Genomic DNA, 23,083 nt, shown 5'->3' with positions numbered 1-23,083 from the left:
CTTAAATCTCGTAATGTGAGAAAATAATCACAACCCTCGAATTTGAAAAATAAGTAGTAGCCCTATAAAAAAAGAGCCTCATTTTTAGATAAAACTCCCCAACAAGAAGCGAGTTTGTAAAAATCTGCTCCTATTTATAGCCAGAAAAGATGATGAGCAGCTGAAGTTTGTAGTTTTCCAAAAGTGTGAAAGCGAAAACAGTGCTAAAAAAAGTACTCCATTCAAAGTAAAACCAAGAGGAAGAGCGGTTTACAATACACCAAAGAAATTCCTCTCCTCTAAGCGCTCGTTTTACTCTATATTGTGCGACACATACTGCATCAGCAACAAGAACGTCTTATTGTTCCTATTTGTTGTTCTAGAACTCCCCTATCGCCCGCTTTGAAGTTACAAGCTATTTCCTTAGGGTTGAAGGCCGGAGGTATACAGTACACCTCCATCGTGAGTTCATGCCCCCTTTATTACAAACAACCGTATGAATAGACTCAGCTCGAACAAAACTCGAACGAAAGCAGGTGAAAACTATACGCATCCAAAAAAGAGGCTGTCTAAAAAGCCTAAAAAACAAAACCCGATTGCGCGGATTTTCAATCCGTGGGATCGGGTTTTGTTTGAGTCTTGTTCGGGTCATGTTCGAGTCAGCTTCGGTAAATCGAGGATAAACCCCCGTAAATACATAGGTTTACCGAAGAAGACCCGAAGAAAAGTGAAACCAAAGCAAACAAACAACTGAATAACAGCTGTTTGTGCTGTTTTTTGAAGGAAAAACAACACCATTTGTGCTATTGTTTACCAAATAGTGGAAAAACGCGAAAGGGGTATTGCTGGTTGATTTCGACTGATGTAGGTTGATAGTGTATTCCCGATCGCGCGGATATGATAATCCATGCGTTAGGTATTTGTAAATCCGCGCCATCAGACGAAGCTCGAACAACAAAAGCCAAACACACCCCAAAAAAAAAGAGTGTCCATTGGGGACACTCTCTTTATCTAGTTCTATTTTATTTTAATTCGAAACTAATCGAAACGGAAGAATTTATCTCAATCTCACCAACAGCTAATGTTTGATCCATTTCGCCATCTGCTGTGGCTGATTTTAACGCATACATCGGTCTGAAAACAGGGGGTGGCATGGAGCCTCCACCATCAGTAACGCTTAGTACGCTACCTACTTGCTGTCCTAACGCCTCTGCATAGTCCTCCGCTTTTTTCTTCGCCTCTTTTACGGCTAATTTGCGCGCTTCTGTTTGATACGACGCCAATTGAGAGGATTTGTACTCTACTCCATCAATGCGATTGACTCCATTTGTCATCACTCCAGCGATTAAGGCTTCGTATTTTGACAAATCTTCTACAGTAACTGTAATCGTCTGAGTCGCTTGATAATAGTCTTTTTTATCGGTATAATCCGTATAGGAATAAAAACTTAAACGTTGTGTTTGAATGTTTTTTTCTGGAATTTTATTGGCTTTCAAATACTTTAAAACGCTAGCTACACTCGTGTCATTTGCTTTTTTAACTTCATCCGCCGATTTTCCTTTGTGTTCTATGCCTAAGCGAACAACCACCTGATCCGGTACCGCCTGTACTTTTCCTACTCCTTGTACTTGTATTTGTGGCACACTGCTAACCGCTGCGCTTTGCGCTTGGCCCGAAGCTCCTACTAATAGGGCTACGCTTCCTATCCATACTTTGTTTTTCATGCTCTCTTTTTTATACTTCGTTTATAACAAATATAAAAATTCCAACGGGCATAAATCGTACTTTTTTTGGATTAACGCAAGTTTAAGACAAACAAGGCAGTACTACCTCGCCGACGGTAAGCCGTTCCGAATCGACCCGTTTACCTTTTTACTATGAATAAAATATTAAAATAGGATTTACTGCTAGTATGCGTACTACTCACGTCAAAAGTCAATTTACCGTCATTGCTAATAGAAATTGTATTGGGATTGATAATGCTTTCGTCAAAATCCGTAATTACGTAATCCAATTCATTGCGTTGATATAGGCGATCAGTTCCTGCAATTGGCAATACGTCGAGGGTATAACCTGGGTTTGATATAAAATTAGCATTTAAACTACGGGTAAACTGTCTTTCATATTCTGCATATAAATCGACTTCTTTTCTTTGGTTGGCTTGAATAGAAATATTAAACGAAGGCAGGTAGAAGAAGTAGTTAATATTTTGAACGATGTCTTCTGTAGGTAAATCTTGTTTTTCCCACTCCACTCCATTCCAAATATACATTCCCTTTGTAAAACCATTGGTTGTACTGAGGTTATATACTTGTAGTCCGATATGTTTTTCTTTAATCTTAGAGCTTGCATTGTTTACCCACTCCGCATCTGTTGTTGCAATAAAAGGCTCTAATGTTGTGCTATTTACCAACAGTACACGAGGCAATAAGAGTCCCCCAGTTGTAGCTGTTTCGTTATTGATGCCTGGCGTAATTCGATCCTTGATATCCAACAGGGCAGCGCGATTGGCAATACCTTCTGAACCAATAGTAACTTGCGCCCATGCTGTAGTGGACAAACCAACTAAAGCGGTAAATAAAACGATGATATAAGTGGTTATTTGTTTCATTATAATTGATGTTTTTATTCGAATTGTTATTGTTTTTCTTTTCCTTTATGTACAACAAGATAAATGTTTAAGAAGGACGATGAATCTGGGTTTATATTGTGAACAGTATACTCCATAACTCCTTCATCACTAATGCCGTGTATGGTTATAATATTCGGATCATAATGGGTAACGACGTAATCTAATTCATTCCTTAGATACGTATTGCTAGACAAGAATGCCCCTTTATTTGGTATAGTCGTAATAAAGTAATTGGCATGCATATTCTTCACATATACTTGATACAGGTCAACGCTCAATCGTCTAGTAGAAGCATTATAAGGATCAATTAATGGTAAATTGAAAGCTGGCAAAGGAAAGACAATGCGATTAGGTTCACGTATGATCAATTCTTTCATTACCTTTTCCCATTGGGTGCCATTCCATACATAAGCTCCTGGTTGAAAGGCCGTCGTACTACTGAGGTTATACACTTCTAACCCGATATGTTCTTGCATTAATTCACTTTTCTTCCCTGCATCCGTCCATTGGGCATCATTTGTATTTATAAAAGGCTCCAACGTATGCAAATCCACTAAATTAACGCGTGGCAACAACAATCCGCCAACGGTGGTCGTTGTATTATCGCTTGATGCCTTTTGACTTTTGAGATCCAAAAGCGCAGCGCGTTCGTTTGTATGTTCCATACCAATGGTTATTTGTGCCTTCACTGCTGTGGTAACACAAAACAACAAACAAAGTATTCCTATTTTATATTTCATTATCATTTTTTTTAGGGTTGTTCCAAACTAGTATTCCACATTTTTTAAATTGTGATTGACAGGTAAATAACAACTGTACACAACCGTATACACCGATTTTTCTTCCTCTGGAATTGGTTGTCCTGAAGTGTCTAATGGACGTACGCGAATCAGATAGTTTCCTGGTTTTTTGAAGTAGTGTCTCAATTCACGAGCACTCGGAATAATTTCTGCCCCTCTTCCTTCTCCGAAATCAACCTCTATATAAGAGGAGTTTGTATTCAGTACAAATACGGCTTCTTCACCTACACAAAGGGTTGAAGGACCATCAAATCCCAAAAAGAATGAGGAAGCAAAAGTAGGCAGTCCCAATCTGGTTCCAGAAATTCCATCACCTCCCTGTTCGGGAGTTCCACTATTTCCAGTCCCTGGTGATAGATTTTCTAAGGCATATATTTGCGTAGTCAAAGGCTCATTAGGTGTTTCAAACATATACATCAACGAAGTCACAGGCTCGTTAATATTACTAGAGCGCATCATGGTCATATACATTCGCATATCCGGGCCTAATTGCATGGCTCCAGGCCAACCTATACGGGTGGAGGTTCTATAGGTTTTTAAAATACGTGTATCTCCTTGTAACAATTTTTCAAATTCAAAAACATAAGCGATGATTTCTGAATCAATATTCGTTCCTCCTGTTGCAGCTGTACTGATGTATAAGTATTTCCCATCAGGCGAAAACTCCCCTCCGTAGGTTTGAAAAACAGGGCGAGGATAAGGAATAAAAGCACGATAATGGTTCATATTGCTAAAAACCCCTGTTTCATTGTCAAACTCTCCCCAAAGAAAATCGTCCTTTTCATGGAGCATTAAGGCAAAATGATCGCCTTGAGGAGATATTTTGAGATAGCCGTAGGCTCTTTCCGTTGCAGACATTTTAAGATTTGGAATTTCCGATACAACAGGTGTATTGGAAACACCGTCCTCTGTCACTAACCAAGCGACCAAATTACTCGGTTTCAACCTTCCTGCTCGATCAACAGCGACAATCCAGTAATCTAGACCATTGGCGTGTCTTGTAGCCATAAGCGATTCAGAGAAATTTTCTTTTACTGTTCCAGGAGGAAAAGTGAATTGGCGATTCTTTGGCAACACAATTCCGCCTGCTCCTCCATTTGCTTCACTGTCTAGTATACTATAAGCAAATCCACTAGTAGTATCAGTCGCCGTTCCAATCGTAATGACAATATATTGGCTTCTGTGACGAGGATAAGGAATAACAACCCCTGCTTGAGCGGCACTATAATTACCTTCTAAGTCAGTGGCTCCAGGAACAACCTCGTGATTGCGATTGTAAATCGTGCTTCCACTAGAATAAAACATTAAATTCCCACTTGGGTCAGACAACGTAAAACAACCTTCCCTTGTGCTCATTGGAAACATTTCTGGTCGTTCGCTCACTGGCTCATAGCGGGTTGGAATACCCGTTAGCTGCACTTTGCGATGTGGTGCATTCATTACATACGCTTCAAAGGTTTGGGTGCGATTCCAAGTAATTCCTTGACCAGATCCATAAAACCAGTTAAAAGCTTCTCGTTGTGCTTGTGTTGATAAGCTGATCAACAGAAATACAACAACAGTATATAGGTGTATTTTTTTCATTTTCATTTTTTACGATTAACAGACTATTCAACGATAACCTTGTGAATATTAGGATTCACAGGTATCTCAGGTGACACAGGAGCCGTACATGCCTCTACAACAACATCGATCTTTTTATCTTCATCCGCTGTTGGCACATAGCCACTTGTGAAAAATTCTACTTTAACTTGGTATACCCCCGGAATATCATAAGTGTAACTCGTTGTTAAAGTACCTGCCCTTGTCGGTATTCGTACAAATTTTGGCGGTTTTCCGTCTCCAAAATCCCAATACGTTATATCTGCTTCAAGGGATTTAAAGCGAATATCTAAGGTATAATCGCGTTCTACATCTCTACAGGCTTTTTGGACTTCTTGCGTCATAATGCGATTTTGAGCACGCCCAGCCTGGCGGTCCGGCAAAGCTTCGTAATACTCCATCCGATCTTCCGCATTTAAGCGGTTTAATTCGGCGATTTCTAACTCTTTTTGCGCCTGAATTAACTCAGGAGTCAGCCTTGTCGATGACTGCTGCCGAATAACAACAGTTACGTCCTTTTCTTGTGCATAGCAGGCACTTTGTCCAGGAAGACAAATAAAAATTCCTCCCATAAGGAAGAATAATAGACTTTTTTTCATAGTAATTTTATTATGATAGTTGATAGGATAACACTTATTTTTCACGTCCACAGCAAGTGGTGATTGATGTTGATTTTTTACGCTAAATACCTATCAGCTAATGAACAACGAAATTACTACTTTTTTTTACCTTTTAATGACACCGAAAAAGCCAACACTAAGAAATTAAGGCAATTACAGTTACAACATTCTACACAAAAGGCAAAAAACAATATTCGCACCTCGTGGATTTTAAAACAATCGCCTTATTTATACTTGCTTTTTGCGATATGAATACCCTAGTACTTACTAAAAAACGCAACCTAAAAAAAACGGTTAAGACGGATAAAAACCACCCTATTTCACCTATTTTTTTATAAAATTTATGTTTTATTTAACATAATTGAGCGTAAAAACAGCTAAAATTCCATACGAATTATGCTGCATATTTTGAAAATCCCTCTCGTTTAAAAGTTAGACTTCTAGCTTTTAACCTAAAAAAAACTAAAAAAATGAAAATTTATAAAAATTAACACAGAAAAAGTTAGTATTTACCGCAAACCATGGCCCACAGTGCGATTAGCCGACAAAAACCAAGTTGTAGAGCAACTGCGGTTGCTAAGGGCTGTAGTAGTTGGATTCCCCTTGTGAGAAAAAATAAACAAAAAATCTTCTACCAAACAAAAAGACCGTTCTTAAAGGGCTTAGGCATACTAAAAACTAGAGTTTGTTTGTGCGCACCATAAGTAAGAGTAGCGCGATGGGTATCAAGAGTAAAAAGATCAAAAACGCTTGTTGTTGCAAGAGCATAGGATAGCGAACTAGGGTAAGGACTAAACCACCAATTGCCCCTCCAAAATGAGCTGCATGCCCTATATTGTCACTGTTCTTTTTCATTCCATACAGGCTGTACAACAAGTAGGCAATCGCAAAAATATAGCCTTTAATTCCAATGGGAATAAAGAATAAATACAATTTTAAGTCGGGATACAGCAATATAGAAGCATATACCACACCCGTAACACCACCTGAGGCCCCTACTGCGTAGTATTGGGTGCGTTTTTGATACAATTGATAGGTCAAGATATTGCCAATGGCGATACTCAGCATATAGATCAAAATAAAGTAAAAACTCCCACTAATAGCTACGACAATACCTGCAAACATATATAGGGTAAACATATTGAAAGCGAAGTGCATCCAATCTACATGCAAAAAACCAGAAGTAATCAACCGATACAGCTCACCCTTTCGTATGCGATCTAAGTCGAAATTGTACTTGCTAAAAAAAGAGTAGTCTTGCAATCCTTTATACGTAACGAGTCCCGTTGCAACCAAAATAACTAAAATAATTGGGGCTATATCCATCTTCTACCGTTTAAAATCCATCCACCTCCTTAATTTATGTGTGGATTAACGGGCTAAAAATAGTCTAAATCCAGTATCTTTGCTAGTAAATTATACCAAAAAAATGAAGTTAGTAATCTACTATATCGCTTATCCTATTCTCTGGCTTATATCGAAATTACCATTTCCTATCTTTTACTTTGTATCTGATTGCTTTTTTGTACTGCTCTATCACATCGTGCGCTACCGCCGCAAAGCGGTAACCGAAAATATAAAATTGACGATGCCACACTTATCGGATCACCAAGTTCAACAAACAGTCAAACAGTTCTATAAGCATCTGTGTGACATTTTCTTAGAAATGATTAAGACCTTTACGATCTCAGAAGAAGAGCTGAAAAAACGCTTTCAATTTACCAACCTTGACACCATACTCGAGGTGGAAAAACAAGGGAAAAGTGCGCTGCTCTTCTGTGCACATTACGCCAATTGGGAATGGCTCATTATTTTGGATAAATTCATCAGTTTCCAAGGATATGCGGTATATAAAAAACTGGCAAACCCTCACTTTGACAACCTATTCCTAAAAATACGCACCCGATTCAATACGCGCTTGGTGGAAATGAAAGAAACCATACGCGTAATCCGCCAAAATGAAGTCAATAAAAATCACGGAATATACGCCTTCATCAGCGATCAATCTCCGATGATTGGCGATGCCAATTATTGGCAAGACTTCATGGGGATTGAAGTTCCCGTTTTTACGGGTGGTGAAGCACTGTGTAAAAAATTTGACATGGTGCCTATGTACCTCAAAGTAGACTATGTGAAACGCGGGCATTATCAAGCGACATTCGTTCCTCTTTTACAACCTGGTGAACAAGTTAAAGAGGTACCGAATTACGAGCTGACTAACCGCTTTCTACAAGAAGTGGAAAAACAGATTAACCAAGCACCTGCTTACTATTTCTGGACACACAAGCGATGGAAACACCGCGGTAAAAAACCCGCCAATATTAAATCCTTTCACTAAAAAACACCTGAGTTATACGCTGTTTAAAATTTGCATTTTGTACCTTTAACTGAAATTACGCATATTATGACACATATAGAAAAGCTAAACGCAATACGCTCTTTAATGAAAGAGCAAAAGATAGACGCTTATATCATTCCGTCTTCGGATCCACATATTAGCGAGTATCTACCGGAATACTACAAGTGTATTGCTTGGACTTCTGGTTTTACAGGATCAGCAGGAACGCTGGTAATCACCCAGCAATTTGCTGGTTTATGGACCGATTCTCGCTACTTCGTACAAGCCCATGATCAGTTGGCTAATACGGGCTTTGAACTAGTAAAGCTACGCGTACAACATATGCCGGAATATGTGGAGTGGATTGCCACTCAATTTACAACGGGTGGAACTGTTGCTTTTGATGGAAACCTCGCTTCTTTAGCCGTGGCTAATGCCATTCAATCAACCTTGATTCCCCTCGGTTTTACCATTGACGGACATGTAGATTTACTAGCGCCTATTTGGAAAAATAGACCTGCATTACCAACAGAAAAAGCCTATACTTTACCTGTTTCTACAACGGGAGAAAGCACAGTGGATAAATTGGCGAAAGTAAGAGCTATCCTCAAGCAAAAAAGAGCTACTTGCCATATTGTATCTTCCCTAGATGATATCGCTTGGCTCCTCAATATACGCGGAACGGATGTTCCTTGTAATCCGGTAACCTTAAGCTTTTTTTATATCGATGCAGAAAAAGCTACCTTGTTTATCGATGAGACAAAATTAGACGAGGCCACCAAACAAGAACTAAACCGTTATGGAATTAGCCTTGGCGCGTATACAGCGCTACCACAAGCAATCGCTACAATTCCTGCAGGAAGCACTATCTTATTGGATCCTAAACGCACCTGCTTTGCAACCTATGACAGCGTGCCGTCTACCATTACAATAAAAGAAGACCTAAACCCTTCTACCTTGTTAAAAGCAATTAAAAATGAGGTTGAAATTGCCCATGAGAGAAAAGCCATGATCAATGACGGGGTAGCCATGACTAAATTCTTCAAGTGGATTGAAGAAAATGTTGCTTCAGCTACCTTAACCGAACTGAATATTGCCGATCATTTACTCCAATTACGCGCAGCTCAACCTGGTTTTAAAGACATCAGCTTTAATACAATTGCAGGATACAAAGACCATGGGGCACTACCCCATTATTCAGCAGATGAAAAGAGTAGCTACGACCTAAAAACAGAAGGTTTACTCTTAGTAGATTCGGGAGGACAATACGAAACAGGAACTACAGATATTACGCGAGTTGTTGCCTTAGGAACACCAACACAGCAGGAAAAAGACGATTACAGCATTGTATTGCGCGGTACGATTGAAGGTTCAATGGCCATCTATCCAAAAGGAACGAGAGGATATCAAATCGACGCCATTACGCGTAGACCCATTTGGGCTACCTTGAGAAACTATGGACATGGTACGGGACACGGTGTTGGATTTTTCTTAAACGTACACGAAGGACCACACGTATTTAACCCTACTCCAACGGATATCGCAATCGAAAAAGGCATGATCACCTCTATCGAACCCGGACTATACCGCGAAGGTAAACACGGTATCCGAATTGAAAACCTAGTTTTAGCCAGAGACCTTGAAGAAAATCAATTTGGTGATTTCATGGACTTTGAAACGTTGACTATTTGTTATATCGCTACGGACTTAGTGGATAAAAAGTGGTTGGAACAACCCCATATTGATTGGTTGAACCAATACAACGAATGGGTGTACAACAGCTTAAAAGATCTTTTATCACCAGAGGAAGCTGCCTGGTTAAGAGAAAAAACAAACGCTATTTAAGATAAAAAAAACCGCCTCAAAAGGGCGGTTTTTATATTATATCTCATTTTAAATCTGCCAATTGATCGGTGATTTTCCTACCTCAACTAAGTAGGTATTGATCTTGGAAAAAGGCTTACTCCCGTAAAACCCTCTATAAACCGACAAGGGAGAGGGATGAGCCGTTTCAATCACAAAATGCTTGTTGCGATCAATCATCTTTCCCTTTTTTTGAGCGTAACTTCCCCATAGCACAAAAACAACGTGCTCATGAGCACTGGCTACACGCGAAATTACCTCATCCGTAAATGTTTCCCACCCTTTTTTTTGATGAGATCCCGCTTTAGATGCTTCTACGGTTAATGTTGCATTGAGCAATAAAACACCTTGTTTCGCCCAGCTGGATAAATCGCCATGGTGGAGATTTCGAATGCCTAAATCGTCTTCTAACTCCTTGAAAATATTCTTTAAACTCGGAGGAAACTTCACCCCTTGATGAACAGAGAATGCCAATCCATTGGCCTGAAACTCACCGTGATAGGGATCTTGACCCAAAATCACTACTTTAACCGCTGAAAAATCAAGGCACTCCAACGCGTGAAACACCTGTTCTTGCGGTGGATATATCGTCTTTTCCTCTCGTTCTTGGGCAACAAATGCCGCTAATTTTTTAAAATATGGTTTGTCGAATTCATCCTGTAAAACCGAATTCCAACTTTTATTTTGTATGCTAAAACTCATTATTCTATATACACCGTTCTTCTATAAGAGACTACTTGGGACGCGTCTCTTGCTTCTATTAATATCTGATTGTATTCGTTTACCCCCTTCTTCGGATTGATAATCTGTTGACGAACCACCCAGAAAAACTCTTTCTTGTCTGGATCAAATTCAAATGACACAAAATCAACTGGTTCAAACTTCGTTTCGGTTTCTTTGGCTATTTGTAAAACTTTACACACATTCAAACTGTAGTCGATAGCCAATTTCTCCTCTGTCTCTGGGAAAGGCAAAGGTGAAATAATCTGTTGGTAGTCGTTTAATGCAATGCCTACACAAAAATTTACACCCGCTGTCGGTTGAAAATCGTAGTAAAAAAAATACTTCGTCATGCATTTCGCCATATCCACAACAGGATAACGGGATTCAAATTTACGAATACTATCGTACGCACTTATACTAACACCTTTAAACTTTAGCTTGCTCACCAGCTCTTCCCCTACTTTAGTTACCAAAAGCGCTTCTAAGTTTTTCTTTATCTCTGCAAATTCATTAGGCACCATAGTCATCGGTCTATTGCTATAATGATAGCCCGTCGAAGATTCTTCCGCATCAACAAAGTAATTGTAATAAGGACAAGGATCAATAAATAAATCACTTTGATAACTTCCCCCTATTTTTACTTTACTTTCAGCTAAACATTGGGCCTGTATTTGAAAAATACTTAAGAAAAGTAAAAAGACCGATAGATATAATTTCATGATATTAATATTTCATTAAGAAATCAAAAATATAAAACTTTTCAAATATTCCATGCGATTCAACATTTAATTTCTCAAATAGTGAATTGTTGCGGTAAGCTGTCCAACGTAAACTCTTCCTTCTCAGGTAAAAAAAAACAACATAAGAAGGTGTAGAACGACCTCTATGTTGTCTTTTTTTATTGTATTCTGACAAGTCATTGTGTATCAGATGATCTTGACTAGTTAGCTATGTTCCATTTATTCTCTGCCTCAGGACCACCCCATAGTAGGGTAGCAAGATGAGGGTTGTCTATAAAAGGGTTTCTATTTCCTTGAATGTCTGGTTTGCTTAAATACTCATTGCGCTGTATTTCAATGGTTGAAACGGGATCTGTTGCATTCCATTCCAAGAGCAAATCAATCATATTTGCATCGTTTTTATTGGGTTGACCGAGGGCCACATTTTTGGGCAAACACTGATCTGGATAGCGGATGTACATATAGAGCATCATACGCGCTACATCTCCTTTCCACTCGTCTCCAGGATACCATCCTCCTGGAACATCTCCAGCAGCTCCCGACCCTTGGGCAAATTTTTTATTGCCTCGTTGGGCATTCCACTGCACATCGGCAGGTCGGATGTGATGGGCATCTTCATTTGCGCCTGTGCTTGATTGTTCTAGCTTAGGCGTCCCCAACGAACGCGCATAGGTGTGCTCTCTATTCCATTGATGCTGTCGTCCTCCATGTTGATTCTTACCTCTAGCATAGGCATTTTTCCCCTTCAATACTCCTTTTTGACCATAAAGCAGGTAAACTTCATTGGCAGCCGGAGTGAGATCGGTAACCTTTAACACCTCCCACAATCCGCCATACGAAAGACGATGGGTGTGCTTTGCGCGAGTGAGATGAGTTAGATCAGCCTGTAAACTAGCCTGATCTTGATTAAAATTGACCTCACTATAGTAAGACGCAATAGCATCGGGAATAGCATAAATTGCTGCGCTTTGTTTCGTTGAAACAATGGATTGCATCTCATTTTTCGCTTCAGTGGAATGGGTACCTTTTTTAGTACATCCACAGCTCAAAAGCACAGAAGTAAACAAAACAACCGCCAAATACTTTCTCATCATCAAGGAAATCTCTATTATTTAACGCGTTCTAATAAGGCCATGTAAAAACCGTCAAATCCTGTTTGGTGAGCCAATACTTTATGATCCTTAATGAATTTGAATCCTTGTCCTTGTTCAGAAGCTAAGAATTTTTCAATCTGTTTCTCATTTTCAGACGGCAAAATAGAACAAGTAGCATACACAACTTGTCCGCCTACTTTTACAATTTTTGTATAGTCTTGTAAAATCTGCTGTTGCACTTGTTTAATTTCCTCTACAAACGCTGGTTGTAATTTCCATTTTGTATCAGGATTACGCTTGATTACGCCTAAACCACTACACGGTGCATCAATCAATACGCGATCAGCTTTTTCGTGTAATTTTTTAATGGTTTTAGTTCCTTCAATAATGCGGTATTCAATGTTAAAAGCCCCATTTCGTTTGGCTCTTATTTTGAGTTGTTTTTGCTTGCTCTCGTAAATATCCATGGCAATGATTTGCCCTTTGTTTTCCATTAACGAAGCCATATGTAGGGTTTTTCCTCCTGCACCTGCACAGGTATCTACCACGCGCATTCCTGGTTGAACACCTAAAAAAGGAGCCACCAATTGAGAGGAAGCATCTTGTACTTCAAATAATCCCTCTTTAAACGCATCTGTTAAAAATACATTCGCTCTTTCTTTTAGGATCAACGCATCTGGATATTCTTCAGGCTGAAGCGTCTCAATGTCCAGATCCATTAAAATAGCATGTAATTTTTTACGTGTTGTTTTTAAAGTATTCACGCGTAAAATAACTTGTGCTTGTTGATTTTGAGCTGCAATTTCTTTAGCCCATAGTTCTTCACCCAGTTCTTTTACCCCCAATTCATCCATCCAATCGGGAATCGCCTCTTTGAATTTTCTGATTTTACTTAGTTCGTCAAATCTACCTTTGATTCTGCGAAGTGGTGCATTTTCAAAATACTTCCAATCCGGCAAGTTATATCCTCTTAATACAGCCCAAACCGTAAAAATACGCCATGCATCATCGCGAGTATAAGGTTCCTTTACTTCTGCAATTTCGGTGTATAATCTCTTCCAACGCACGATTTCGTATATCGTTTCTGCAACGAATTTGCGGTCTGCACTTCCCCAACGCTTGTCTTTTTTCAAGGCACGCGCAACGACTTTGTCCGCGTATTCCCCTTCGTTGAAAATTAATAAGATAGAGTCAATAACGGTAAAAACTAAGTTTCTGTGTAATCTCATTATATAATTAAATAAAATAGCCTACAAATATAGGTCTTTTGTAGGCTAGGTTTGGTAGATTTTGCTATTTTTTATTTATAGCTTATTATTTGTCTTTATACTTTTTGAGTAATTTTCGATTAAAATCGTCTTCTGCTTTTTTGAGTAAGAGAATTTTTTTGTTCGATAATATCTTCTTACAATCAACAATAAACTGTTTTCGAACGGAACAATAGTCCTCTTCAAAGGTCTCTATCGCTTGTACTTTTTCTGTCGCTTGTTTTTCTGTTAGGTTTTCAATATCCTGAGTCTCATTAGATTTAAGATAATGAATAACCGCTGAATGTCTTAACTTGGATATCTTACTGTCATAGGTATTATAAAGTGGCCAAAATTTCTCAGCTTCCTCAGTTGTTAGATTCAAAACAGAGGTGATATGAGCTATTTTTAATGATTTTATTTGATCCGAGGAGTGCTGCTGCGCAAAACTGATAGACGAAAAGCTTAATAGGATAAGTAATAATAAAAATCTTTTCATAGTATAATTAGTCATTTAAGTAATAGTCAAGATCGATATTGGTTTGAACATACTCATTAATCTCATTTTGATTAATTTGAATGCTTTGTTCAAGTTCTTTAATGTCTGCTTCGTCAAAAGCCTGAATAAATTCGTTGGACAACGTATAGGAAGGGTTGTACTCTAAATACGTTTCTAAATCTTCATGGCTAATAGCGGCATTCAGTTGTATTTTGATAAATAAACCCACCCCTAGTAAAAGCGCTATGGTAGCAGCGATAGCAATAAAATAGGTCGGTGTGAATGGAATAATACCCTTTGACTTAGGTTTTTTCTCTGCGATAATTCGCTCAAAAAGACGCTGATCAAAGGATTCCAAGTACCCATCAGGTAGGTTGAAACCGTCTTTTCTATCGTTAGGTGCATTGTGGTTCGTTATCATTTTTATATGCTTATACTATTTAGACTGATTTTTTGCACAAAGGTTTAATGCGTTTGTAAAAATAATTCTATTTTTTTTACTGCGTGGTGATAGGAAGCTTTTAATGCGCCCACAGAGGTATCGAGAATTTCGGACATTTGGTTGTAGTCGAGTTCTTGAAAATAGCGCATTTTAAATACCAACTGTTGTTTTTCGGGTAAGGAAGCGATGGCTTGATGCAGTAAGGCTGTTGCTTGATCCCCGTTAAAATAGGGGTCAGCTTCCAGCTCATCTACTTTTTGTTGGTTGTATTCTTCTGATGTAATTTTGTTTAACCTGCTCTTTTGTTTTAAGAAATCCAACGCCTGATTGGTGGCAATTCGGTACAACCAGGAGGAAAGCTTGCTATTGCCTTTAAAACTTTCGATGTTTTGGAATGCTTTGATAAAGGTTTCCTGTAAAATATCATCCGTATCGTCGTGATCTAACACCAAGGAACGAATGTGATAGTAAAGCCTTGCCTTGTTTTGCGTAACAAGATCGCGAAATGCTGCCTCTTTCGTATTGGCATGTTGCAGTTGTTGTACGAATTGTTCTTCTTCAGATGCAGACAAGGTGTAATGTTTATTTTTTATAGGTAAGGTGTGAACGTAAAAATAGTAAAAAGCACGTAGGCAACGTTATAAATTTCGGAATATTTCGTTTCAGCAAGACAGAATGGAGTCACAAGACTACGTCAATGGGGAAAAACCTCTTACCTTTACGCAAAAAAATAGAAGATATGTTACGCACGGTTATTTTTGATATGGACGGGGTAATTGTAGATACTGAACCCGTACATCGTTACGCTTATTATTCACATTTTGACGAATTGGGTATTGAGGTAACTGAAGATATATACACCTCTTTTACGGGATTATCTACCAAAAATACCTATCAAAAAATAAAGGAACTCTTTCCGGTAGAACAAGAGGTTTCAGACTTAGTCTTGCGCAAACGCGCTTTGTTTAACGCTTCTTTTGATACAAAACCGGATTTGGAACTCATCGAAGGGGTAAGAAATCTTATTGTTAGCCTACACCAATGCGATATTGAATTGATTTTAGGGTCTTCGGCATCAAAAAGCACGATTCACCGCGTATTTAATCGCTTTGAATTATTTCCCTATTTCACACATATCGTAAGTGGAGAGGATTTTCCGAAATCTAAACCCGATCCTGCTATCTTTATCCAAGCGGCTTCGTTGGCAAAAGTAAACGACAAAGCACATTGCTTGGTGATTGAGGATAGCACAAATGGCATCAAAGCAGCCAATGCAGCAGGTATTAAAGTATTGGGATATAAGAGTCAGAACTCCAAACAACAGGATTATAGTACCGCTGATTTTGTTGTGGAATCCTTTTTAGACCTCCAACCCGATCAATTAATTCATTTGTTTCAATCCCTTTAGAATCTCAACGAATAGAAATAGGCTGTAGGTTTATGTGGAATAATTTTTATACTACGCTTATTTTTTTAATTTTGCATTCTTAATGAAGTTAATTCTAGCATATGTTTCATAGGTATATTAAATTAGGTATCGCAGCACTATTACTAGCAACGGCTGTTTGGCAATTTTCAGAATCAAATATTGGAAATGGAATTTTTCTCTTGTTCTTGATGGGGCTTGTTATACTCTTGTATTTTAAAAATGAGTTCATCCTATTGTCTTTCTTAAAATTGAGAAAACAAGATTTTGAAGGAGCAGAAAAATGGTTGAAGCGAATTAAAAATCCTGAAACAGCTTTAGTGAGAAAGCAAAACGGATACTATAATTACTTAATGGGTATTATGACCTCTCAAACCAATCTAAATGCTTCTGAAAAATACATGAAGAAAGCCATTGAATTGGGATTGAATATGGATCAAGACTTAGCTATGGCTAAATTGCAATTAGCGGGAATCTCAATGACCAAACGCAGAAAAATAGAAGCGACGAAGTTATTAAGCGAAGCACAAAAATTAGATAAACAAGGCATGCTAAAAGATCAAATCAAAATGATGAAGGAGCAAATGAAACGCCTTTAAATATAAAAAACCACTTGTTTTCAAGTGGTTTTTTTTGTTTCCTATTCTAAAGGAGAAAGCTTAGGAACGATGATTTACCTCATTCTTTTCTTTTCGAACAAACATCAGTTCTTTCACTTTTTCTTTGTCTTCTTTTTCCTTTGTCAGGTCGAACATCGTTCCAAAGACACGATCCCAAAACGTATTGCTCACGCCGAAGCCCAATTCTTCATTTTTATAATGATGTAAATGGTGGTTTCTCCATAAGGGTTTCATAAATTTAAACGGGGGTGCAAAAGCGTGAATGGCATAATGCATGGAAGCGTACAACAGATACCCTATGATAAAACCAGGATAGAAACCAAACGTATAGGGTCCTAGGAGTAAGTATTGCAAGCCAAACAAGAGAGAGGCAAGGATAATGCTCGGTACGGGAGGCATAAACAGACGCTGTCTATCACGTGGATAATGGTGGTGATTGCCGTGCATGATATAAGCAATACGCTGTAGATTTCGTTTTTCGCTAATCAGGTGAAACAAGTAGCGATGGGCTAAATATTCAAAAAACGTCCAGAACAACATTCCACCTAAAAAAAGTAAAATGAGGTTCTGAACGGATAATTGATAATCGGTATAACCTAAATAAACCACATACGACAAAAGTGGAATATACATCCCCCAGATTACAGCGGGGTGTCCTTTTGTCAACATTTCTAAATAGGGGTTTTCAAATAGTCTCGCTTGTCCTTTGTTGTTTATTTTGTCAAATTTCATATTTCTTAACTACTTTTCTAGCTAAGATAAAAAAAATTACCATTTTAACACAACACTTCCCCAAGTAAAACCACTTCCGAAAGCGGCTAAAACGACTAAATCACCTTTATTAATTTTGCCTTTTTCCCAAGCTTCAGTTAAGGCAATGGGCACTGATGCGGCTGTTGTATTACCGTATTTTTGGATATTATTGTATACTTGATCGTCTGAAAGTCCAAATTTTTGTTGGATAAATTGAGAAATTCTCAAATTCGCTTGATGTGGAATCAACATATCAATATCGGATACTGCTAACTTATTCGCTTCTAATCCTTCGAGGATTACTTCGCTGAATCGAACCACTGCATTTTTGAATACAAATTGGCCATTCATATGAGGCATATAGCTCAAATCATCTGGATCGTTGTCTTTCAAAATATCAGACACCCATCGTCCACCCATACCTGGTGCGAGTAGAGCTAATTCTTCCGCATGTTCTCCTTGGGAGTGAATATGCGTAGATAGAATACCGGATTCATCGTCAGATCGCGTTAAAATCGCCGCTCCTGCTCCATCACCAAAAATCACAGATACCGAGCGACCTCTAGTCGTCATATCTAATCCGGCTGAATGTACTTCAGATCCTACCACTAAAACCGTTTTATACATGCCCGTTTTAATGTATTGATCCGCAATAGACAGGGCATAAATAAACCCCGAACACTGCGCACGGATGTCCAAAGCAGCCACAGTATCTAAACCTAATTCCTTTTGCAAGAGCACACCTGGACCAGGAAAGTAATAATCAGGACTCAACGTAGCAAACACAACAAAGTCGATATCTTTAGCTTCTACTCCTGCACGCTCCATCGCCTTTTTAGCAGCTTTTACACCCATACCCGAAGTAGTGTCCTCTGCTAAAAGCTTATGTCTACGCTCATGGATTCCTGTTCGTTCAACAATCCACTCGTTATTGGTGTCCATTATTTTTGACAAATCGTCATTGGTCACTACGTTATCGGGTACATAGTAACCTAGACCCGAAATCTTTGATCTAAACATACTTATCTGATTTAATTTGTTAAAGCAAAGGTAAGTTTTTTGTGTATTGTAAAAAACATCCTCACAAAAAACGGTTTCTTTTTTAAATATTCCACGTATATTGCTCATATAAACTAAAACAAACAAAAAAATGAAGATTTTAAAAACTTCTTTATTCTCTCTTTTTTTAATTACATCTATGTTTGCACAAGAAAATGTAACCTATCAAAAGCCTTCACAAGAAATTTTGCAACTAGCAGAATTCGAACGTGCCCCATCCATCTTTATGGATAGCAAAATGGAATACATGCTTTTGAGTTACCGCAGCACCTACAAAACGCTCGATGACTTAAACGTAGAAGAAATGCGATTAGGCGGTTTACGAATCGATGTAAACACCAATATTTCCAGCACTTTAACCTATATTGAAAACTTAAAAGTCAGAAAGGTAAAAGACAAAAAGGAGATTCAAGTGAAGGGATTACCCGCTAATCCGAGAATTTCCAACGTGACGATTTCTCCTGATCAAACGAAAATAGCGTTTACCAATACAGTAGCTACAGGCGTTGAATTATGGGTATTGGACTTCAAAACCGCTGAGGCAAAAAAGCTAAGCCAAGCCAATTTGAATGCCAATTTAGGGAATCCTATCACGTGGATGAAAGACAATGAGCAAATGCTAGTTAGCGTAATTCCTGCGAATAGACCCGCTTTAATCGATACAAAAAAGAACTTACCTACAGGACCGATTGTATCGATCAGTGAAGAGGGCGTTGTTTCTCAAAACAGAACCTACCAAGATTTGTTGAAAAACAAAACAGATGAAGCTAATTTTGAAACCTTGGTAACATCTGAACTGTATTTAATTGACTTAAAAGGAAATAAAAAACTTTTCAAAGAGGCTGCGATGTATGCTAGTGAATCGTTTTCTCCTGACGGGAACTATCTCCTAGTAACAACCTTAGAAAAACCGTTTTCATACCTAGTACCCCTAAACCGATTTCCTATGAAAACAACGGTTTACAAAGCAGATGGTACTTTGGTAAAACAAGTAAATGACGTTCCTTTAAGCGAGATTATGCCCAAAGGTTTTATGGCTGTTCGCGAAGGAAAGAGAAATATGCAATGGCGTGCAGATCAACCGGCAACACTTTCATTTGTTGAAGCTTTAGACGGTGGAGATCCTGCTAAGGAAGCGGAATTTAGAGACGAAGTATTTACGTGGGAAGCACCTTTTACATCAGCGCCAAAATCACTGGTGAAATTAGGACAGCGCTATGCGGGTATTATATGGGGGAATGACCAAGTTGCTGTGGTTGCAGATCAATGGTATGACACGCGAAATATCAGACAATTCTTGCTTAATCCATCAACTTCTAACCCCAATCCTATTAAAATTGAAGATCGCAATGAACAAGATGTGTACAGCGACCCTGGAACATTTGAAACTAAGCGAAATGAATACGGCCGTTATACCTTAGCTATTGAAAACAACAAAATGTTTTTACTTGGCGATGGTTATACACCCAAAGGACAATTCCCTTTTATCGATGAGTTCGATTTAACCACGCTTAAAACAAAGCGCCTTTACCAATCGACTTATACAACGAAAAAAGAGAACATTCAATCGATTCAAGACATCAAAAAAGGATTGGTATTAGTTTCGATTCAGTCGCCAACAGAATATCCGAACTACTACTTTAGAAACATCAAGAAGAAAAACGATTTGACTCCGATTACGGACTTCAAAAATCCATTTGAGAGCTTGAATGGGGTGTACAAAGAAGTAATCACCTACAAACGCGAAGACGGACTGGAATTATCGGGTACACTCTACTTACCAGCCAACTACGACAGAAAGAATAAAACAGAAAAATTACCTTTACTCATTTGGGCTTATCCGACAGAATACAAGGATAAAAACAGTGCAGGACAAGTTACATCAAACTCAAGTGAATTTACCTTCCCTTACTATGGATCATTTGTGTACTGGGTAACGAAAGGCTATGCGGTATTGGATGATGCAGCTTTTCCTATTGTAGGAGAGGGAACAGAAGAACCTAATGACACCTATATTGAGCAATTGGTAGCTAATGGTAAAGCTGCTATTGATGCTGTAGATGCTTTAGGTTATATTGATCGTTCAAAAGTGGGTGTTGGTGGACATTCTTATGGTGCTTTTATGACGGCAAACTTATTGACGCATTCGGATTTATTTGCTGTGGGTATTGCGCGTAGTGGAGCGTATAACCGAACGTTGACTCCTTTTGGATTTCAAACAGAGCAACGCAACTATTGGGAAGTGCCACATGTGTATAACACGATGTCACCTTTCATGAATGCAGACAAAATGAAAACCCCTATGTTATTAGTGCACGGAGAAGCCGATAACAACCCAGGAACCTTCACTTTACAAACAGAGCGTTACTTTCAAGCGTTAAAAGGATTAGGAGCACCTGTTCGCATGGTCATCCTACCAAAAGAAAGCCATGGGTATGTAGCCAAAGAAAACATCTTGCACTTGCTATGGGAACAAGATCAGTTTTTAGAAAAATATTTAAAGAACAAACAATAGAATAAAAAAAGCTCAGCAAAAATGCTGAGCTTTTTTTATTCTATTGTTTGTATTGTTATTCATCAACGCGTTCAATTTTGGCACCTAATGCACGTAAACGTTCGTCAATGCGTTCATATCCGCGGTCAATCTGATCGATATTCTGAATCACACTTGTTCCTTGAGCAGACAATGCAGCGATTAATAAGGAAATTCCTGCGCGAATATCTGGTGATGACATACGCGTGGCTTTCAATTGAGATTTAAAATCATGTCCTATTACAACGGCGCGATGTGGATCACATAGGATGATCTTCGCTCCCATATCAATTAGTTTATCGACAAAGAACAAACGACTTTCAAACATTTTTTGGTGAATAAGTACCTCACCTCTTGCTTGTGTAGCTACGACGAGCAATACACTCAACAAATCAGGTGTAAGTCCTGGCCATGGTGAATCGGCAATGGTAAGAATCGATCCATCGATGAAGCTTTGGATTTCATAACCCGCTGTATGGGCAGGGATATAAATATCATCCCCTCTTTTTTCCAACTGAATCCCCAATCGTCTAAACGTATTGGGAATTACACCTAAGTGCTCCCACCCTACATTTTTGATTGTCAATTCACTTTTGGTCATAGCGGCTAATCCGATCCACGAACCGATTTCGATCATATCAGGCAAAATACTGTGTTCGCATCCTTTTAGGCGTTCAACCCCTTCAATCGTAAGGAAATTAGACCCTACTCCTGTGATCTTTGCTCCCATGCAGTTTAGCATCTTACACAGCTGCTGCAAATACGGTTCACAAGCCGCATTGTATATGGTTGTGGTTCCTTTTGCCAATACAGCTGCCATAATAATGTTAGCTGTACCTGTAACAGAAGCTTCTTCTAACAGCATATCAGCACCCACTAATTGTTGTGCCTCAACCCCGTAAAAATGTTCTTCTCTATTGTATCTAAATGTTGCGCCTAATTTAATAAACCCTTCAAAGTGAGTATCCAATCTACGTCTTCCAATTTTATCTCCTCCTGGTTTTGGGATATACCCTTTACCAAAGCGACCTAAAAGTGGTCCCACCATCATGATTGACCCTCTCAATGCCTTTCCACCTGCTTTAAAATCATCTGAAGTTAGGTACTCCAAATTGAGATCATCCGCCTGAAAAGCCATTTTATTTGGTGCCAATCGCTCGATTTTCACTCCTAGGGACTCCAACAATTCGATTAATTTATTGACATCAATAATATCGGGAATATTGGAAATTACCACGCGCTCCTCTGTCAACAAAACCGCACAAAGTATTTGTAAAGCCTCATTCTTAGCGCCTTGTGCATACACCTCTCCTTTTAGTTGATGCCCTCCTTCAATTCTAAATGTACTCATTACTTTTTACCTTTTGCTTGATAATTGTGCTTGTTGTATTTTTTACTGTTATTGTTGTTGCTGTTGCTACCGCCTTTTTGATTGTTATTATTCGCATTGTTGTTGGTATTGGAATAATTACTTTTATTAGACTGCTTGCGATTCACCTGAATCAGGTTAGCCGTAGTCGACAACTCCTCTTCTTGTTTTGACAGATTGATTTTTCCTCCAGAAAGTTCGGCTAAATGTTCAAAGATCACTTCGTCTTTTACATTGTCCTTATTCCAGCTGAGGTAACTTTTTTTCATGTGATTTGCGATTACAATGATTAACGCATCTCTCATTTCTCCTTCTTCAAACTTCAATGCTTCAGCAATCATACTTTTGATGTTATTGCCATAGTAACGATAGTTCAGCTGTTTTTTAGGATAAGGCAGTACTTCTGGTTTTGCATACACAGTTTCTCTCGTCGCAATTGGAAAAGGACAAGGGACATCTAGTTTAAAATCGGAAATCATAAAAAGCTGATCCCATAATTTATGCTGAAAATCAGGAACATCACGCAAGTGTGGATTCATATCCCCCATCACGCGAATGGCGTAATTTGCGGCTTTATTTCGTTCTTCTGCATCTTCTATCAAAACGATTTGTTCAATCATTATCTGGAGATGGCGTCCATAATCGGGAATAACTAGTTTATTGGTGGCTGTATTATAGCCTAAGTGTGTTACTGCTTCTGCGGAATTAAATTTCATCTAATCTGTGTTTACAAAGTTTGGTTCA

At 38.6% G+C, this 23,083-nt stretch carries 22 protein-coding genes; 5 read left to right on the top strand and 17 right to left on the bottom strand.

What is annotated here, in order from left to right; genetic code table 11:
- Window positions 1-1,001 precede the first annotated feature (1,001 nt).
- The 6 genes from HX062_RS03240 to HX062_RS03215 all read right to left on the bottom strand — a co-directional run bounded on the left by HX062_RS03240 (window position 1,002) and on the right by HX062_RS03215 (window position 6,959).
- Window positions 1,002-1,703, bottom strand: coding sequence for an SIMPL domain-containing protein (locus HX062_RS03240; RefSeq protein ID WP_182626212.1), 702 nt, complete (start codon window positions 1,701-1,703; stop codon window positions 1,002-1,004).
- 140 nt (window positions 1,704-1,843) lie between these two features.
- Entirely contained in the window at window positions 1,844-2,590 is a 747-nt protein-coding gene (locus HX062_RS03235) for a phage tail-like protein (RefSeq protein ID WP_182626213.1), read from the bottom strand.
- Window positions 2,591-2,616: 26 nt separating this feature from the next.
- Window positions 2,617-3,351 carry a phage tail-like protein gene (locus HX062_RS03230; RefSeq protein WP_286466389.1) on the bottom strand — a complete coding sequence of 245 codons (735 nt, stop codon included), beginning with the start codon at window positions 3,349-3,351 and terminating at the stop codon, window positions 2,617-2,619.
- Between the two features lie 27 nt (window positions 3,352-3,378).
- On the bottom strand, window positions 3,379-4,995 hold the full coding sequence (locus HX062_RS03225; RefSeq protein ID WP_286466387.1) for a hypothetical protein: 1,617 nt from the start codon (window positions 4,993-4,995) through the stop codon (window positions 3,379-3,381).
- A gap of 23 nt (window positions 4,996-5,018) precedes the next feature.
- On the bottom strand, window positions 5,019-5,612 hold the full coding sequence (locus tag HX062_RS03220; RefSeq protein WP_182626216.1) for a hypothetical protein: 594 nt from the start codon (window positions 5,610-5,612) through the stop codon (window positions 5,019-5,021).
- Between the two features lie 699 nt (window positions 5,613-6,311).
- Complete coding sequence (locus HX062_RS03215) at window positions 6,312-6,959, bottom strand: rhomboid family intramembrane serine protease (RefSeq protein ID WP_182626217.1); 648 nt, start codon at window positions 6,957-6,959, stop codon at window positions 6,312-6,314.
- A gap of 103 nt (window positions 6,960-7,062) precedes the next feature.
- On the opposite strand from HX062_RS03215, the gene HX062_RS03210 reads away from it, so the two are divergent.
- Entirely contained in the window at window positions 7,063-7,971 is a 909-nt protein-coding gene (locus HX062_RS03210) for a lysophospholipid acyltransferase family protein (protein WP_182626218.1), read from the top strand.
- A 66-nt stretch (window positions 7,972-8,037) separates the two neighbouring features.
- A complete protein-coding gene (locus HX062_RS03205) occupies window positions 8,038-9,816 on the top strand; it encodes an aminopeptidase P family protein (RefSeq protein ID WP_286466386.1) in 1,779 nt (592 codons plus the stop codon).
- A gap of 48 nt (window positions 9,817-9,864) precedes the next feature.
- On the opposite strand, the gene ung is transcribed toward HX062_RS03205, so the two are convergent.
- The 7 genes from ung to HX062_RS03170 all read right to left on the bottom strand — a co-directional run bounded on the left by ung (window position 9,865) and on the right by HX062_RS03170 (window position 15,151).
- Complete coding sequence (gene ung, locus HX062_RS03200) at window positions 9,865-10,536, bottom strand: uracil-DNA glycosylase (RefSeq protein WP_286466385.1); 672 nt, start codon at window positions 10,534-10,536, stop codon at window positions 9,865-9,867.
- Window positions 10,536-11,276 (bottom strand): hypothetical protein, encoded by a 741-nt coding sequence (locus HX062_RS03195; protein ID WP_286466384.1) that lies wholly within the window; start codon window positions 11,274-11,276, stop codon window positions 10,536-10,538. The genes ung and HX062_RS03195 overlap by 1 nt, the downstream gene beginning before the upstream one ends.
- A gap of 221 nt (window positions 11,277-11,497) precedes the next feature.
- Window positions 11,498-12,391, bottom strand: coding sequence for an endonuclease I family protein (locus HX062_RS03190; protein WP_286466383.1), 894 nt, complete (start codon window positions 12,389-12,391; stop codon window positions 11,498-11,500).
- A 14-nt stretch (window positions 12,392-12,405) separates the two neighbouring features.
- Complete coding sequence (locus tag HX062_RS03185) at window positions 12,406-13,620, bottom strand: RsmB/NOP family class I SAM-dependent RNA methyltransferase (protein ID WP_182626222.1); 1,215 nt, start codon at window positions 13,618-13,620, stop codon at window positions 12,406-12,408.
- Between the two features lie 85 nt (window positions 13,621-13,705).
- Window positions 13,706-14,137, bottom strand: coding sequence for a hypothetical protein (locus tag HX062_RS03180; protein ID WP_182626223.1), 432 nt, complete (start codon window positions 14,135-14,137; stop codon window positions 13,706-13,708).
- 7 nt (window positions 14,138-14,144) lie between these two features.
- A complete protein-coding gene (locus tag HX062_RS03175) occupies window positions 14,145-14,558 on the bottom strand; it encodes a hypothetical protein (RefSeq protein WP_182626224.1) in 414 nt (137 codons plus the stop codon).
- Between the two features lie 44 nt (window positions 14,559-14,602).
- Window positions 14,603-15,151 carry an RNA polymerase sigma factor gene (locus HX062_RS03170; RefSeq protein ID WP_182626225.1) on the bottom strand — a complete coding sequence of 183 codons (549 nt, stop codon included), beginning with the start codon at window positions 15,149-15,151 and terminating at the stop codon, window positions 14,603-14,605.
- Between the two features lie 167 nt (window positions 15,152-15,318).
- On the opposite strand from HX062_RS03170, the gene HX062_RS03165 reads away from it, so the two are divergent.
- Window positions 15,319-15,987, top strand: coding sequence for an HAD family hydrolase (locus HX062_RS03165; RefSeq protein WP_182626226.1), 669 nt, complete (start codon window positions 15,319-15,321; stop codon window positions 15,985-15,987).
- Between the two features lie 101 nt (window positions 15,988-16,088).
- Window positions 16,089-16,604, top strand: a complete 516-nt coding sequence (locus HX062_RS03160) for a DUF2892 domain-containing protein (RefSeq protein ID WP_182626227.1) — start codon at window positions 16,089-16,091, stop codon at window positions 16,602-16,604.
- 60 nt (window positions 16,605-16,664) lie between these two features.
- Here the strand turns inward: HX062_RS03160 and HX062_RS03155 are convergent, their stop codons facing one another.
- Both HX062_RS03155 and HX062_RS03150 read right to left on the bottom strand, forming a co-directional pair.
- A complete protein-coding gene (locus HX062_RS03155) occupies window positions 16,665-17,357 on the bottom strand; it encodes a sterol desaturase family protein (protein ID WP_286466380.1) in 693 nt (230 codons plus the stop codon).
- A 36-nt stretch (window positions 17,358-17,393) separates the two neighbouring features.
- Window positions 17,394-18,398 (bottom strand): 3-oxoacyl-ACP synthase III family protein, encoded by a 1,005-nt coding sequence (locus HX062_RS03150; RefSeq protein WP_182626229.1) that lies wholly within the window; start codon window positions 18,396-18,398, stop codon window positions 17,394-17,396.
- Window positions 18,399-18,528: 130 nt separating this feature from the next.
- On the opposite strand from HX062_RS03150, the gene HX062_RS03145 reads away from it, so the two are divergent.
- Entirely contained in the window at window positions 18,529-20,952 is a 2,424-nt protein-coding gene (locus tag HX062_RS03145) for an alpha/beta hydrolase family protein (protein ID WP_286466379.1), read from the top strand.
- Window positions 20,953-21,007: 55 nt separating this feature from the next.
- Here HX062_RS03145 and murA read toward each other — a convergent pair whose 3' ends face one another.
- Window positions 21,008-22,321 carry a UDP-N-acetylglucosamine 1-carboxyvinyltransferase gene (gene murA, locus HX062_RS03140; protein ID WP_182626231.1) on the bottom strand — a complete coding sequence of 438 codons (1,314 nt, stop codon included), beginning with the start codon at window positions 22,319-22,321 and terminating at the stop codon, window positions 21,008-21,010.
- Window positions 22,321-23,055: a DUF4290 domain-containing protein gene (locus HX062_RS03135; protein ID WP_182626232.1), complete on the bottom strand. Its 735-nt coding sequence runs from the start codon at window positions 23,053-23,055 to the stop codon at window positions 22,321-22,323. The genes murA and HX062_RS03135 overlap by 1 nt, the downstream gene beginning before the upstream one ends.
- Window positions 23,056-23,083: the final 28 nt, after the last annotated feature.

It is taken from the genome of Myroides sp. DF42-4-2, assembly GCF_030326445.1.
GTDB lineage: Bacteria > Bacteroidota > Bacteroidia > Flavobacteriales > Flavobacteriaceae > Flavobacterium.
The sequence above is the reverse complement of the archived record's forward strand: the minus strand, read 5'-3'. Positions and strand labels throughout refer to the sequence as shown.